General features: G+C 59.5%; 13 protein-coding genes. 8 read left to right on the forward strand and 5 right to left on the reverse strand.

The features are described 5' to 3' along the window. The first annotated feature begins 12 nt into the window (after positions 1-12). From hslO to AC2FIR_RS15520, 8 genes are all read left to right on the forward strand, one after another. On the forward strand, positions 13-999 hold the full coding sequence (gene hslO / locus AC2FIR_RS15485; RefSeq protein WP_496746998.1) for an Hsp33 family molecular chaperone HslO: 987 nt from the start codon (positions 13-15) through the stop codon (positions 997-999). After that, positions 974-1,588 carry a CoA pyrophosphatase gene (locus AC2FIR_RS15490; RefSeq protein WP_170612715.1) on the forward strand — a complete coding sequence of 205 codons (615 nt, stop codon included), beginning with the start codon at positions 974-976 and terminating at the stop codon, positions 1,586-1,588. The genes hslO and AC2FIR_RS15490 overlap by 26 nt, the downstream gene beginning before the upstream one ends. Next, a complete protein-coding gene (locus AC2FIR_RS15495; protein ID WP_496762645.1) occupies positions 1,585-2,739 on the forward strand; it encodes a CCA tRNA nucleotidyltransferase in 1,155 nt (384 codons plus the stop codon). Before AC2FIR_RS15490 ends, AC2FIR_RS15495 begins: the two co-directional genes overlap by 4 nt. A 192-nt stretch (positions 2,740-2,931) precedes the next feature. Then, entirely contained in the window at positions 2,932-4,770 is a 1,839-nt protein-coding gene (locus AC2FIR_RS15500; RefSeq protein ID WP_480907294.1) for an ABC transporter ATP-binding protein, read from the forward strand. Beyond that, positions 4,767-6,599 carry an ABC transporter ATP-binding protein gene (locus AC2FIR_RS15505; protein ID WP_496747000.1) on the forward strand — a complete coding sequence of 611 codons (1,833 nt, stop codon included), beginning with the start codon at positions 4,767-4,769 and terminating at the stop codon, positions 6,597-6,599. Before AC2FIR_RS15500 ends, AC2FIR_RS15505 begins: the two co-directional genes overlap by 4 nt. Positions 6,600-6,658: 59 nt before the next feature. Then, positions 6,659-7,888 (forward strand): class I SAM-dependent RNA methyltransferase, encoded by a 1,230-nt coding sequence (locus AC2FIR_RS15510; RefSeq protein ID WP_496747001.1) that lies wholly within the window; start codon positions 6,659-6,661, stop codon positions 7,886-7,888. Between the two features lie 20 nt (positions 7,889-7,908). After that, entirely contained in the window at positions 7,909-8,610 is a 702-nt protein-coding gene (locus tag AC2FIR_RS15515; RefSeq protein WP_496762649.1) for an ion transporter, read from the forward strand. Positions 8,611-8,671: 61 nt separating this feature from the next. Continuing rightward, positions 8,672-9,190 (forward strand): L,D-transpeptidase family protein, encoded by a 519-nt coding sequence (locus AC2FIR_RS15520; protein ID WP_170612703.1) that lies wholly within the window; start codon positions 8,672-8,674, stop codon positions 9,188-9,190. Between the two features lie 2 nt (positions 9,191-9,192). Here AC2FIR_RS15520 and AC2FIR_RS15525 read toward each other — a convergent pair whose 3' ends face one another. From AC2FIR_RS15525 to galE, 5 genes are all read right to left on the reverse strand, one after another. Further along, on the reverse strand, positions 9,193-10,617 hold the full coding sequence (locus AC2FIR_RS15525; protein ID WP_496747003.1) for a nodulation protein NodH: 1,425 nt from the start codon (positions 10,615-10,617) through the stop codon (positions 9,193-9,195). A 6-nt stretch (positions 10,618-10,623) separates the two neighbouring features. Next, a complete protein-coding gene (locus tag AC2FIR_RS15530; protein WP_496747004.1) occupies positions 10,624-12,324 on the reverse strand; it encodes a DUF5927 domain-containing protein in 1,701 nt (566 codons plus the stop codon). Next, a complete protein-coding gene (locus tag AC2FIR_RS15535; RefSeq protein ID WP_496747005.1) occupies positions 12,321-13,307 on the reverse strand; it encodes a glycosyltransferase family 2 protein in 987 nt (328 codons plus the stop codon). The genes AC2FIR_RS15530 and AC2FIR_RS15535 overlap by 4 nt, the downstream gene beginning before the upstream one ends. A 186-nt stretch (positions 13,308-13,493) precedes the next feature. Next, entirely contained in the window at positions 13,494-14,537 is a 1,044-nt protein-coding gene (locus AC2FIR_RS15540) for a glycosyltransferase family 2 protein (protein ID WP_480912277.1), read from the reverse strand. 7 nt (positions 14,538-14,544) lie between these two features. Further along, complete coding sequence (gene galE / locus AC2FIR_RS15545; RefSeq protein WP_496747007.1) at positions 14,545-15,528, reverse strand: UDP-glucose 4-epimerase GalE; 984 nt, start codon at positions 15,526-15,528, stop codon at positions 14,545-14,547. Between the last annotated feature and the right edge of the window lie 16 nt (positions 15,529-15,544).

Below are 15,544 nucleotides of genomic sequence, written 5' to 3' on the forward strand. Positions count from 1 at the left end.
TAAGGAAACCCCATGTCTCTTGGAACGAAAATCGCGTGGGACGACACCGTCCTGCCCTTTCAACTCGATGTATCGGATGTGCGCGGCCGCGTGGCCCGTCTGGATGGCGTTCTGGACGGCATCCTGAAACAGCACGACTATCCCGAAAAGGTCGAGGCATTGGTGGCCGAGATGGCCCTGCTGACCGCGCTGATCGGACAGACCGTCGCGTTGCGCTGGAAGCTTTCGCTGCAGGTACAGTCCAAGGGTGCGGTGCGGATGATCGCAACGGATTATTACGCGCCTCAAAAAGAGGGTGAGCTTGCCCGCATCCGCGCTTATGCAAGCTTTGACCGCGATCGGCTGACCGATGCCGCGCCGTTTGATCAGGTGGGCGAAGGCTATTTCGCGATTCTGATCGATCAGGGGAAAGGCACACAGCCCTATCAGGGCATCACACCGCTGGCCGGCGGCTCGCTTAGCGCCTGCGCCGAGGCATATTTTGCGCAATCCGAGCAATTGCCAACCCGGTTTTCGCTGAGTTTTGGCAAATCGACTGAACCCGGCGTCGGCGAACACTGGCGCGCGGGCGGCGTCATGTTGCAGCATATGCCCAAGGCCTCGCCCTTTGTGGCGAGCAGTCAGGGCGAGGGCGAAATCCTGACGGCAACGGATTTTGTCGACGGCGAAGAAGGCGAAAACTGGGGCCGGGTCAATATCTTGCTGGATACGGTCGAAGATCTGGAGCTCATCGGGCCTTCGGTGGCACCCACGGACCTGTTGATCCGCCTGTTTCACGAGGAACAGCCTCGCGTTTATGACGCGCAAGCCGTTCAGTTTGGCTGTACCTGTTCCGAGGACCGTGTACGGCAGAGCCTGTCGATCTATTCCGCCAAGGACATCGAAAAGATGACCACGCCCGAAGGTCTGGTGACGGCTGACTGCCAGTTCTGTGGCGCACATTACGTGCTTGACCCCGAAACCGTGGGTTTCGATGCCAAAGAGTCCGGCGGTGCATGACCTGACTGAACAGCTCAGGGCGGCCCTGCGCCGACCGGGTGGCGGGTCCAGCGATTTTGACCTGAACCCGGATGCGGTTCTTCCGCCGGGGCGGAAACTGCGTCCTGCGGGTGTGCTGGTGCCGATTTCGCTGGTCGGGGAGCAGCCGCGCCTGATCCTGACCAAACGGTCGTCGGCCCTGAAACACCATCCCGGGCAGATCGCCTTTCCGGGTGGCAAGCAGGACGGTGACGATGCCGACGTCACTGCTACGGCCCTGCGCGAAGCCCGCGAAGAGATCGCGCTGCCACCTGAACTGCCCGAAATCCTGGGACACCTGCCCGCGCATGAGACCGTGACATCGTTTCAGGTGACACCGGTCGTCGCCATATTGCGGCGGCCTTTCACCCCGATCCCCGAACCCGGTGAGGTGGAGGAAGTTTTCTCGGTTCCGCTTGCACATGTCCTCAACCCTGCGAATTATATCGTGGAATCGCGTCGTTGGAGGGGCCAGAGACGGCACTATTTCACGGTTCCGTTCGGTCCTTATTACATCTGGGGCGCAACGGCCCGCATGTTGCGGGGATTGGCAGCACGGTTGAATGAATGAAGCGGATTATTGAACCCTGGGTTACGGAACCGGCAACGCAGAAGGTCTGTGCGGCCCTGACAGAAACCGGGGCGCAGGCGTTGTTTGTCGGTGGTTGCGTGCGCAACGCTTTGTTGGGCGAACCTGTGTCGGATATCGACATCGCCACAGATGCGCCGCCGGAACGGGTCATGCAGCTTGCCCGGAAAGCGGGGCTCAAGGCTATCCCTACCGGGATTGATCACGGAACCATCACGGTCGTTTGTCACGGCGTCGCGCATGAAATCACCACGTTCCGCCGGGACGTGCAAACGGACGGTCGCCGGGCCGTTGTGGCATTTTCGGATAAGGTGGAAGAAGACGCCGCCCGCCGTGATTTCACCATGAATGCGATCTATGCCGCGCCGGACGGGACGGTTCTTGACCCGTTGAACGGCCTGCCCGATCTGCAGGCCCGTCGGGTCCGTTTTATCGGAACCGCCGAACACCGCATTCGCGAGGATTACCTGCGATCCCTGCGCTTTTTCCGGTTTCACGCCTGGTATGGCGATCCGCAGGCCGGGTTCGATCAGGATGCGCTGGCGGCGATTGCGGCTAACCCGGACGGGCTGCGTCAACTGTCGCGCGAACGGGTCGGGGCCGAGTTGCTGAAGTTGCTGGCAGCCCCTGATCCCGCACCGTCGGTGGCGGGAATGCGCAGTACCGGCGTTCTGATGCAAGTGCTGCCCGGGGCGGATGACAGATCACTGGCGCCGCTGATTGCACTGGAACAGCAGGCCGGCGCGTCCCCTGATGCTGTACGCAGGCTGGCAGCCATTGCAACACCCGAAGACGCCGCGACCCTGCGCCTTAGCCGGGCGCAACTGCAGCGGCTGACCCGAATGCGGGAAGAGGCCTCGGGGACCGCAAGCGTGGCCGAGTTGGGTTATCGCTATGGCGAAGAGGGTGGATTGCATGAAACCCTGCTGCGCTGTGCGTTGCTGGAACAACCCTGGTCGGATGACCTGAAACAGCAGTTGAAAGCTGGCGCGGCGGCCCGTTTTCCAATCGGTGCAACGGACCTGATCCCCGATTTTTCCGGGCCCGCACTGGGCCAGAAACTTGCCGAACTGGAGCGCCGTTGGATCGAGTCGGGCTTCCGGCTAAGCCGCAAAGAGCTGCTTGCCGATTAGCGCGAGGTCTCAAAAAGGGATGACAAGTCAAATCGTTTGTGGTTACTTGCCCCTGTCACATGGATGGAGGAATGCGAATGTATTACGGGATCTGGTTCGGCTAAAGCCGGAACACTTTGACCCGTAAGGGTGGTGTTCTGGCGCCATCTTTCTTCGCACGCCCCTAGTTTATGCTCAATCGGAGCACTCTCCATGTTTCGCTATTTCGAAAACCTTGTTGACCCTTTTGTCGCCTATACCGAGACCGACACACCGCCGACGCGGCTGTGGCCATTCATGCTGGACTATTCGAGCCCGTTCTACAGGATCTTCATCTGGACGGCGCTGATTTCTGTCATCGTGGCCGGGGTCGAGATCGGTCTGATCTACTATATGGGGCGCGTCGTGGACCTGCTCAGCGGATCGCCCACCGAGGTTTGGCAGGCGCACGGCACGGAACTGATCCTGATGGCGGTCTTTGTCCTGTTCCTGCGGCCTTTGTTGCATGTGGTGGACGTGCTGCTGCTGAACAACGCGATCCTGCCGAATTTTGGCACCCTGATCCGGTGGCGCGCGCATAAACACGTGCTGCGCCAGTCTGTTGGCTGGTTTGAAAACGACTTTGCCGGACGTATCGCAAACCGGATCATGCAAACCCCTCCGGCTGCTGGCGAGGTGATTTTTCAGGTCTTCGACGCGATTTCCTTTTCGCTGGCCTATCTGATCGGTGCGGCAATCCTGCTTTATGCGGCAGACGCGCGCCTTCTGATCCCGCTGCTGATCTGGTTCGCGCTCTATGCAGCTCTGGTCCGGTGGACCGTGCGGAGAGTGCAACCGGCGTCAAAGGCGGCGTCTGATGCGCGCTCGAACGTGACCGGGCGGGTGGTGGACAGCTACACCAACATCCATTCGGTGAAGATGTTCGCGCACGATACGCAGGAGCTCGACTACGCCCGCGAAGCGATCGAGGAAACGCGGCGGACCTTTCAGATCGAGATGCGGATCTTCACCGTGATGGATGCCGTTCTGGTCACGCTGAACGGTCTGCTGATCGTCGGCGTTGTGGGCTGGGCCATTTCCCTGTGGATGCAGGGCAGCGCAACGGTCGGTGTGGTTGCCGCCGCCACCGCCCTGACCCTGCGGCTGAATGCCATGACCGGCTGGATCATGTGGGCGCTGACCAGTTTTTTCCGCCAGCTCGGTATCGTTGCCGAAGGGATGGAAACGATTGCGCAGCCCATCGACCTGCTGGACGCACCGAAGGCCGACGATTTGCAGCTGACCAAAGGCCAGATCGAAATCCGCGACCTGTCGCATCACTATGGCCGGGAAACCGGCGGTCTGGATCACGTCGATCTGACAATCCGTCCGGGTGAAAAAATCGGCCTGATCGGGCGGTCGGGGGCCGGGAAATCGACCCTGGTCAAGCTGCTTTTGCGGTTTTACGACGTCGAGAGCGGTGCAATCCTGATCGACAATCAGAACATCGCCAACATCACGCAGGACAGTCTGCGCAGCCACATCGGCATGGTCCAGCAGGACAGTGCGCTGTTGCATCGATCGGTGCGGGACAACATCCTCTATGGTCGTCCCGATGCCACGGAAGATCAGATGATCGCCGCCGCCAAACAGGCCGAGGCGCATGACTTCATCCTTGACCTGCAGGACCCGCAAGGGCGCACCGGCTACGATGCCCATGTCGGTGAACGCGGAGTGAAACTAAGTGGCGGTCAGCGTCAGCGGGTCACGCTGGCGCGGGTGATCCTGAAGGACGCGCCGATCTTGTTGTTGGACGAGGCGACTTCTGCCCTAGATTCCGAGGTCGAAGCCTCAATTCAGGAAACTCTTTACGGCATGATGCAAGGTAAAACCGTAATCGCCATCGCCCACAGGCTCAGCACCATCGCGCAGATGGATCGCATTCTGGTAATGGATGGGGGCCGGATCGTGGAACAGGGCAGGCACTCTGAACTGCTGTCGCAGGGCGGGCTTTACTCGCAGTTCTGGGCTCGGCAGTCTGGCGGCTTCCTGAACCCAGAGGCTGCTGAATGAGGCTTGCAAACCTCATCGACCCTTTCAAAGGCTCTGAAACGCCCCCACCGCAGAAGTTGGGGGCGTTCATTCGCTGGTGCCTGGCGGGGTCCTGGCCGATCCTGTTTGTGGCGGCGTTCCTTTCCATGCTGGGCGGAGCAGCAGAAGTGGCCACCGCGTGGATACTGGGAAAGGTGATCGACATTGCCACCACCAGCGGGCCGGAGAACCTGTTCAATGAACGGAACCTGTGGGCCTTCGGTGGTGCCGCAATCTTTTTGATGCTGTTGCGGCCCATCATCGCGGCCTTGTCGTCCTTCTCGAACAATTACGTTGTGATGCCCAACATTACGCCGCTGGTTCTGGCCCGGCTGAATCGTTGGACGCTGGGCCAGTCGACGACCTATTTCGATGACGATTTTGCCGGTCGGATCGCGCAGAAACAGATGCAGACGTCGAATGCAATGGCGTCAGTGGTGTCGGATGTCATCAGTGCAATCGTTTTTGCGCTGACCTCGCTTGCGGGATCTTTGTTTTTGTTAGGGTCGATTCACCCGCTGGTCATGCTGCCTTTTGCCGGATGGCTTGCGGTGTATCTGCTGTTGATCCGATGGTACTTACCGCGCATCCGGCTGCGTTCGGCCGCGCGGGCAGGAGCCCGGGCCATGGTGTCGGGGCAGGTGGTGGATACCATCACGAACATCAAGACGGTCAAACTGTTCGCCCATTCCGACAACGAAGATCAGGCCGCGCGTGACGCCATGATGACCCTGCGCGAAAAGTCGCTGGATTTCGGTTGGCTCTCGGCCAGTTTCCGATCCATCCTGATGGCGTTGGCAGGCGTGTTGCCTGTGCTTTTGCTGGGAGCCACACTTTGGTTGTGGCAGGCAGGCATTGCCACGGCGGGCGACATCGTCGCGGCAGGCGCGGTGTCGATCCGGATCGCGCAGATGACAGGCTGGGTCAGTTTCACGCTGATGGGCCTTTATGCCAATGTCGGCGAGATCGAGAATGGCATGAAGACACTGACCAGGCGGGACCGGATCGAAGACCGCAGCGGCGCAACGCATCTGAGCGTCACCGAAGGTCGCATCTCTTTTGAAAATGTCAGTTTCGCCTATGGTCGGGATATCGGTGGGGTTGCTGATCTGAACCTGGCCGTCGCGCCCGGCGAAAAGCTGGGTGTGGTTGGTGCCTCGGGGGCCGGAAAATCGACTTTGGTTTCCCTGCTGCTACGGCTTTATGATCGGGAAGAGGGCGCGATCCTGATTGATGGACAGGACGTTTCTAAGGTGACGCAGGACAGCCTGCGCAGCCAGATCGGGATGGTCACGCAGGAAACGGCGATGTTCAACCGCTCGGCCCGTGAAAATATTCTGTATGGCCGACCCGACGCCACGGAACCCGAACTGATCGCCGCCGCGCGGAAGGCCGAAGCGCATGAATTCATCCTCGGGCTTGAGGATGCGCAGGGTCGAACCGGTTATGAAGCGCATTTGGGGGAGCGGGGCGTCAAGCTTAGCGGTGGTCAGCGCCAGCGAATCGCACTGGCCCGCGCCATTCTGAAGGATGCGCCGATACTGGTTCTGGACGAGGCAACCTCGGCGCTGGATTCCGAGGTTGAGGCATCGATCCAGGCCGCCTTGCATCGCGTCATGCAGGGCAAAACCGTTCTGGCCATCGCCCATCGCCTGTCGACCCTGATCGAGATGGACCGGATTATCGTGCTGGATCATGGACGCATCGTGGAAAGCGGCACCCACGAGGCGCTGCTGGAACAGGGTGGGCTTTATGCCCGGTTCTGGCACCGGCAGTCGGGTGGCTTCATTCAGGCCGAAGCGGCGGAATAAGGCGCAAAGCGTTCGGTCAGGGGTTTTGTTGCGTGCGCAGCCCCGGTATCAGGCCACGCATGACGCAGCAATTCATCATCACCCGTCTTGGCCATCAAGGCGACGGCATCGCCGAAGGCCCGGTCTATGCGCCGCGTACCCTGCCGGGAGAAGCGGTCAGCGGTACGTTGCAGGGCCAGATTCTCGGCGATATCCGCGTGGACGCCCCATCGGAAAACAGGGTCAAGGCGCCGTGCCGCCACTACAAAGCCTGTGGCGGATGCCAGTTGCAACATGCGGCCGACAGTTTTGTCGCGGACTGGAAGGTCGAAGTGGTGCGCAACGCACTGGCAGCACAGGACCTGAGCGCGCCCATGCGTCCGATCCATACGTCGCCGGAACGGTCGCGCCGTCGGGCAACAATCGCGGTGCGTCGAACAAAAAAGGGAACGTTGGCCGGGTTTCACGGGCGCGCTTCGGACACGATCACCGAGATCCCCGATTGCCAGTTGCTCGACCCGGCGCTGGTCGCTGCCATCCCCGTTGCCGAGGCGTTGGCCGTTCTGGGCGGCAGCCGAAAAGGCATGCTGGCCGTGACGCTGACATTGTCCGAGGCCGGCCTGGATGTATCCGTTCAGGGCGGCAAGCCGCTGGACGGACCGCTGGAACTGGCACTGGCGCAGGCGACTGAGGCAAACGGGCTGGCAAGGCTGGCCTGGGATGGCGAGGTGATCGCCATGCGCACGCCTCCGTTCCAGAGGTTTGGCGAGGCCGAAGTCACCCCGCCGCCCGGCGCATTCCTGCAGGCCACGAAGGACGGAGAACAGGCTCTGATACAGGCGGTTTTGCAGGCCACGCAGGGCGCGAAGCGCGTCGCTGATCTGTTTGCGGGTTGCGGTACGTTCTCGTTACCGCTTGCGGAACAGGCCGAGGTTCACGCTGTCGAAGGCGAAGCGGCGATGACCAAGGCGCTGGACCAGGGCTGGCGCAAGTCCAAAGGTCTGAAACGGATCACGACCGAGGCCCGCGATCTGTTTCGCCGACCCTTGATGCCGGATGAGCTCAAGTCCTTTGACGCCATTGTGCTGGACCCGCCTCGTGCGGGCGCGCAGGCGCAGGTGGCCGAACTGGCGCAGGCGCTGCGTCCGGTCGTGGCCTATGTGTCCTGCAACCCCGTGACCTTTGCGCGGGATGCAAAAATTCTGGTTGATGCCGGATATGCCCTTGAATGGGTACAGGTCGTTGACCAATTTCGGTGGTCGTCACACACCGAACTTGCCGCGCGGTTCACTTTAGGCCCAGCACAATGATCAGACCGGAGATATTCACAATGGGGATCACCCAGCGCCTTTCGACTGTCATCGAAGCCCCGGCATTCGGGCGTTTCATCACCGGTGTCATCATCTTTAACGCCATCTTGCTGGGCATGGAAACTTCGCCGAGTCTGATGGAACGCGCAGGCCCCCTGATCGTGACGCTGGACAGCCTGTGCCTGACAGTCTTTGTGGCCGAGATTGCCATGAAGCTTGTGGCAACCGGTCGGCGGTTCTTTCAAAGCGGCTGGAATATTTTCGATTTTCTGATTGTGGGTATCGCCCTCATTCCCGGTGGTGCGGGCCTGTCAGTGCTGCGGGCGCTGCGTATCTTGCGGGTTCTGCTGATGGCGATCCTGTTTTATATCGGCGCCGTCATCGCGACCAAGCTGTTCTCTCAGTCTTTCCCGGACTGGTTCGGTGATCTGGGCCTGTCCGCCTATACGCTGTTTCAGATCATGACGCTGGAAAGCTGGTCGATGGGCATCGTCCGCCCTGTGATGGAGGTCTATCCCTACGCGTGGATTTTCTTTGTGCCCTTCATCATGGTTACGACTTTTGCCGTGGTGAACCTGCTGGTCGGTCTGATCGTCAACTCGATGCAGGATGCCCACCATGCCGAGGATGAAGTCAAAACCGATGCCTACCGCGATGAGGTTCTGGAGCGTCTGGAAACCATCGAGCGCCTCCTGAGCAGGCAGTTGAACAGCAAAAAGTGATTTCAAATTTTGCGTTTTCTGGCATAATCATCGCAAAAAAGCAGAAGCAGGCAGTGAATATATGGATCGTCGAGTATTTGGATTAGGGGCGATGGCGACGCTGGCCCTTTCGGCATGTGCATCCGCCAACCCGAAATTTCTGACATATCGCGGACCCGAGGTGACGTCGCTGGTCGTCAACAAGGGCGCGCGCAAGCTGTATCTGTTGCACAACGAACGGATACTGAAAGAATACGATGTCGCGCTGGGCTTTGCGCCCCAAGGCACCAAGACAAAACGCGGCGATGGCCGCACACCCGAAGGGTCGTACCTGATTGACCGCCGTAACCCGCGCAGCCGCTATCACCTGTCGATCGGGATTTCCTACCCGAATTCGGAAGACATTGCGCAGGCCAAAGCCGCAGGCGTCGATCCGGGCGGTGACATCTTCATTCATGGTGAGCCCAGCCTCAGGTCTGAAATCCGCCGCTCCCGTAAGACGCCCGACTGGACGGCAGGCTGTATCGCCGTAAAAAACAAAGAAATCGAAGAGATTTACGCGATGGTGAACAAGGGCACGCTGATCACCCTGCGCCCCTGATCCTAGATCGGTTTCCAGTCTCCAAACCCGAATTGCCGATAGTCGCGCTGGTAGGTTTCAACCGCCAGCGCTTCCAGTTCTGCGTCATAAATCTGATCCAGCGCGTAGGGGGTGTCCGGCGCACATGTTGCCGGTTGGGGGGGTGAAGGATGGCCCGTTTTGCGCGCCAGTTCCGGCAGGGCAGCGGCCATTTCATCTTCCCGCAGGATCAGATCGGGCAGCGCAAAGGCCGACATCCCCTCCAGCGCCTGCGCCTGACTGCACCAAACGCCGTCCACCCGAATGGACGTTTGCCCGGACAGATTGTGGTGCAGGAATTTCAGAAAGGCCGCAAACGCCTGATAGTGCTGTTCCAAGGGGTAATTACCGTCACGGATCTGGCCGGGAATGGGCATTTTGAAACGGTTGCGCAGGGTATTTCGGATGGAAGCATAGGCACCTGGATCGGTACTTAGAATCTTTGAACAGAACGCGGTATGGGCCCGCGCCAAAGGGTGGCGCAAGACACTGAATTTCCGGTGACCGGGGTTGGCCTCCTGCCATTGCCGGATTTGCCTGCGATTGCGGTTCGTGACCGGCGCGCTGCCATCAAGATCGGCCATCCAAGCCGTCACCACGTCGTCGTTTCCGCCGCGCAGGGGAAGATACATCAAAGGTGTCCGGGCGGCAGTGACGTATTGGCCTACTGCCGGCCCACGGCGCGGCTCGAATCCCGGGTTACGATGCAGGTTGAACATGTCCATTCCGGACAACGCCTGTTCCAATTCCTCAGGGTTTGTGACTTTGGAAAGGGCGGGACCGGGATTCTGGGGTTTGAGCGTGTCGTCCAGCGCCGTCAGCCGCGCCTGTACCCCCAACCACGATGCCAGCCCGTTCAGAATATCCAGTCGGTTAAGGTCGTCATAGGCCAGGAAAAATGCGGTCTGCCCGGTTTTCTGCAGCTGGTTCAGCAGCAACAGTTGAAATTCCTGCTGCTGATCCAGGTAGTCCGAGAACTCTTCAGCCTGAAACGTGACCAGAGCATCGCGGCGGCGCTTTATGTTCTTCAACTGCCATTGCATGGTCTCCCGCGCAATTTTCAGTGAGATGTAGCTGTCCAGCGGATTTCGCGTCAGAACAATCTTGGCACAGCGCGGGTCGTTCAGCGCAGGCTCCAGCACGCGGGGATCGTGCCCCTGAAAATAGCGAAACCCGTTCAGTGCGCCGGGGGCTGCTTTGATGGCGTCCAGTAACAGGTCGGGATTTTGGTCGCGTTCGTCCAGCGAAACACCCAGCAATTCCTCGGACTTCAATCGGCCGATGAAATACGGATTGAACGCCTCTCCGTGGCAGGTCACGCCCTCCAGTGCGTTCAGATTGGCTTCCAGCAGGTTGGATCCCGTGCGCATGGCGCCAAGAACGATGAAGTAATCCCAGGGACCGGACATGGCGACTTATTGAACCAAATAAGGTTTTCGGAACGGTTTGGTCTGGCCGCCAAACAGGTCGTCCACCGGGAAATCGCCCATCAGATACGGGTGCATTCCTTGGTTCTTCAGGTTTTGCAGGAATTGACCGAAGCCGGACAGATCAACCATCTTCGGCGCCTCAATCAGGTGGCTCGGTTGCTGGGTCCCGATCTCGTCTATCACCTCGTGCAGCGCCTCGATCGGAGATTCGACAAACTCTGCCAGACACCAGGTGCGCACCCGCGCCTTGGTCCAGACCGAGGTCAGAACCTCAAGCTGTTTGCTTTCGATCTGTTGCAGGCGCGCGGCCTCGTTGCGGATGTCGGCGAAGTTCCGGTTCGACCGGAACAGAGGAATTGCCCAGGCTCCGGTGATCACTGAAATCTGTGCGTTCTTGTCGCGCGCCAGAAACCAGTTGATATCCTGCGTGTCCGCCGGGCCGAACTGAAAACACTGTCTTTCGCCGCGAGTATTCCAGATCAGGTTCGACAGGAAAGCCTTCGTGTTGTAGTCGCGCAATGTCGCGCAATCGCTGAGTGCGCCGTTGGTGATCGTCTGATCACCTGCAAACTCTGCCCGTTCAGGGCTGAACACATGACCATGCACGCGTGTGTTTGTCGTGTTTTCCAGCCAGGTTTCGAAATCTTCAAAAAGGTCGGAAAAGCCCTGAAATACCGAATATGGAAACGACGTCAGGCCGTTTTCGCTGCCATGTCGGGGAAACCGGCTTTGCATGTAAAGCCCGTCGCGCCCGCGCATGCGCCGCTCGACCGCTTTGGAAAATACCCGGTCGATCTTGCCCGGATTTGGCTCGGCCGGTTTCATCGCCCCAGCTTGATCGGTCAAAAACGACTGATACAGCCGGTCGGCCTTCCACCAGATCTTGCGGGCCACAAAACAGTCCGAACGGCGCAGCAATTGCAGGTGGTCATCATAGAATATGTGCGGCCGACCCTGATAGTCGAACTTGGACAAGGTCAGCGAGCGGCTTTCGATATGCGTTGAATAGAGCCTTGCCAGCGTCTGGAAATAGCTTTCATCGGGTATCCAGACGCGGCGGAAATAGCGGTCATACACGGGACGTTTGGGGTCCTGCAGGATGGCCGACAGGGTCTGCCGGGTCAGGCACCACCACTGGCTGCCCATATGCGGGACCAGCCCGTCCGGGATACGACGCCGCAAGCCCAGGGCACGTTGAAATTTGACGTAAGTGTCAAACAATTTGCGGCGCTTGCGCCAGGAAAACGGGAACCGCAGGGTGAATCGTTCATGATCCAGACCGCCGATGGTCCAGCTGACATCGGCGGTGGTCGCGCTTTCGATGAAATCGACGCGCGGGCGGTCCGACAGATAGTCGATCAGCTCCTGCACGGGCCGCAGGGGCAGACAGGCCCCGGATGACAGAAATACGTGGCGTACATCCGGGAACTGTTCAAGCATCAGCGTTGCCGCGCATTGCGAGGCTGCGACGATGCCCCAGCCGCCCCATTCGCAGGCATGCCGGTCCGAGAATACAATCAGGGGATTGTCGGCGCAGGCCTCGGAAAACTCGGCAAATGCCTTGTCGGGAACCTTGCGATCCACGTGGATCACCACCGGGCAGCCGGACGCTGTCCAGTGACGCGCGACCTGCTCGGCCCGATCCAGTGCTGTATGCACCAGCATGACGACGCCCAGACCGCTCATGCCCAGTTTCCTTTCGACATGAGGCCCAGAATCTCAAGCTGTCTCCAGTTGATGTATTTCTCGGACCAGTCGCACCAGAAAACCGGTTTGCCTTCCAGCCGCTGGGCATAGGCCCGGTACTCGCCCGAGCCGCGATAATGCTGGCCGCGGTGCAGTTCTTCGCGCGCCTTGTCGCCCAGAGTGTTGATCAGCTTGGCATGCAGCAACGCGCCGCTGGCCTTTTCACCGCCCCATTCGTCATAGACCTGGTTCAGCCCGCGCGGCAGCAGGGAATGGGTCGAGCTGACATAGACATAGCGCTTGTCCCATTTGACAAGTGGTATCTTATTCAGCGCCGGAGCTTTTGAGGGGTTGTCCTGAAAGAACACCCGCGCGCGGGGGCCGCCCTGAATCCACAGATTTCCATAATCGGGGTTCCGCGTAATCATGTAGTTGCCCGAGTCGAACCAGTTCGCGATTTCGAACGGATCCTGCCCTTCTTGATATGGCGCCTCATCGACCGGACCCTGCGGATACATGTCGATCAGCATGGTGCCAAAGCTGCGCACGGCACAGCCATCCAGCCAGTCCGTCAACGCGCGGATCGGGCGGGTGTCACAAAACGGGTAAATGAAGAACTCATCCGGGTCGACCGTCAGGACCCAGTGATCGGGCGCGTATTTGCGCAGCAGATAGTTCGACCAGTCCAGACCAAAGGATGCGCGTTTATAGCTGGCCTCGGCCTGCCAGACGGACACATCCGGCTGCGCCTCAAGAAAGGCGCAGGTTCCGTCATCGCTGTCGTTATCGACAAACAGGAAGTGATTGATGCCCAGGTTGCGATAATAGTCCAGAAAGAACGGTAGCCTGATCTTTTCGTTGCGCACAACGCTCATCAGCAGGACATCGCCACGCTGTATTTGCGCGGTGTTGTTCGAAACCGCGCGCAACTCACGCCGTTTACGCACACAGCGCACGAGACGGCGCTTGCGCCGAAGCCTCATTCTATATGAATCCAACAGGCTCACGCGACTGCCCAACCCTTATTTTTACGCGAGCAGGCCCGGGGCCTGTTCAAGCCTGAGTGGATCCGAGCCATTGCCGTTTTATGCCACCTATGCATCTTGCGAGGCAACGGGTTTAAAAGTTGTTAGCCGGGGGCGTTGCAATTCTGTCGGGAAGGCGGCAATTCAGTTCCAGCCCCCGTCATTCATCAGCCCCAGCGATCGCAATTGCTGCCATCCGGCGTAGTGCTCTGATCGCTCTGTCCACATGACAGGCTGCGCAATTATGCCATCGTAATATGGCCCGAATTGGTCCGGATCATGAAAATGCTGACGCCTGGTCTTCTCTGTTTCGGACCTGTCGACGACATCCGGCAGGAATTTGGTGTGCAGCAGGATACCCGAGGCCACAGTCCCCCCCGGGCCGTCATAGGTGGTGTTCAACCGGCGCGGCAGCGCGGAATGGCACGAGTTTACAAAGGCATAATGCCGGGACCAGCGTACAAGAGGGATCTTGTTCAGCGTGGGCGACCGACGCGGGGCATTTGAGAAGAACATCCTCTCGCGGGCTCCGCCCTGCACCCAAAGATTACCCAGCGGGCTTTGACGCTGCACCCGGTAGGGACCGCTGTCGAACCCGTCCAGTACCCGGGTCGGGTCGGTCTCGGGGTCATAGCTTTGATCCCCCAGCGGCCCTTGCGGATACAGATCCAGCATCAGCGCGCCAAAGGCCTCCTGCCCGTGCGACTCCAGCCATGCGGTCAGATCATGTAGCGATCTGGTCTCGTGATGGGCGTAAATCAGCAACTCGTCCGCATCAGCCATCAAGGTCCAGTGCCCGTGCCCGTATCTCATCTGCAGCCAGGTCAACCAGTCCAGGCCAAACCGCGCGGCACGGTAGCTGGCCGTCGTGTTCCAGACCGAAACATCGGGTTGTTCCAACAGATATTCGGTCGATCCGTCGTCGCTGCCGTTATCCACGATCAGAAAATGATCCACGCCGTGGGTTCGGTAGTGTTCAAAAAACCACGGCAGCCGCGTCATCTCGTTGCGCAGTGTGGTAAAAGCCAGAATATCTCCCTTACCGATTTTCTCCGTGCGGTCCTCAAGACAGGACAGCTGGCGACGGCTTCGGAATGAGCGCCACAAGAGCCCACGGCGTTTCAGCCGCAACCGGTACATCTGCGCCCAGCCAATGGATGGCAGATCCTGTACCGGGTGCGCGGTCACATGACCCTCATTTCTCGTAGTGTCCGGTCTGGTGCCAGCGCCATGCGTCCCGGACAATCGTCTCTAACGTTGATCTTTTCGGCCGCCAGCCCAGTTCCTGTTCCGCCCGGTCCGAGCCCGAAACCAGCCGCGTACAATCCCCGGCGCGACGGGGTCCGATCGTATGGGGCACTGTTCGGTTGGTGACCGCCCCGGATTGCTCGATCACTTCCATCACCGAAAACCCCGACCCGGTCCCCAGGTTGAACACCCGGTTGCCTTTGCCGTTTTCCAGCCATTTAAGCCCCAGAACATGGGCATCGACCAGATCGCAGACATGAACGTAATCGCGGATACAGGTGCCGTCCGGCGTATCGTAATCGGTTCCGAACACGGTCAGACCATCCCGCTTGCCGTCGATGGCATCCAGCATCAGCGGCACCAGATGGGTTTCGGGCCGGTGAAACTCGCCAACTTCTGCGTCTGGATCAGCTCCTGCAACGTTGAAATAGCGGAAAATGACGTGATTCAGCCCGTGCGCGGCCCCGAAATCATGCAGAATATCCTCAATCGCGCGTTTCGAGGAGCTGTAGGCATTCACCGGGTTCTGTGGCGCGTTTTCGTCCAGCACTACGTTGTCCTGATCGCCGTAAGTGGCACAGGTCGACGAAAAGACGAAATCCAGACATCCGGCTTCGACGGCTGCTTCGATCAGGTTCAGCGAACCGGTGACATTGTTCGCCCAGTATCTGCCGGGTTGCGCCATCGCTTCGCCCACCTGGCTGAGGGCGGCGAAATGCATCACCGCTGCGGGACGGTATTTGGCAAACACCTGTTCCAGCCTGCTTCGGTCCAGCAGATCACCATGCTCGAACGGCCCGAATTTAACCGCGTCCTGCCAGCCCGTAACCAGGTTGTCATATGTCACAGGCGTATAGCCTGCGGCAGCAAGGGCCTTGCAGGCATGCGACCCGATATATCCGGCGCCGCCGGTGACAAGAACAACTGTCATGGGTGATCCAATTTCC

It is taken from the genome of Ruegeria sp. CDSB136 (assembly GCF_059610965.1).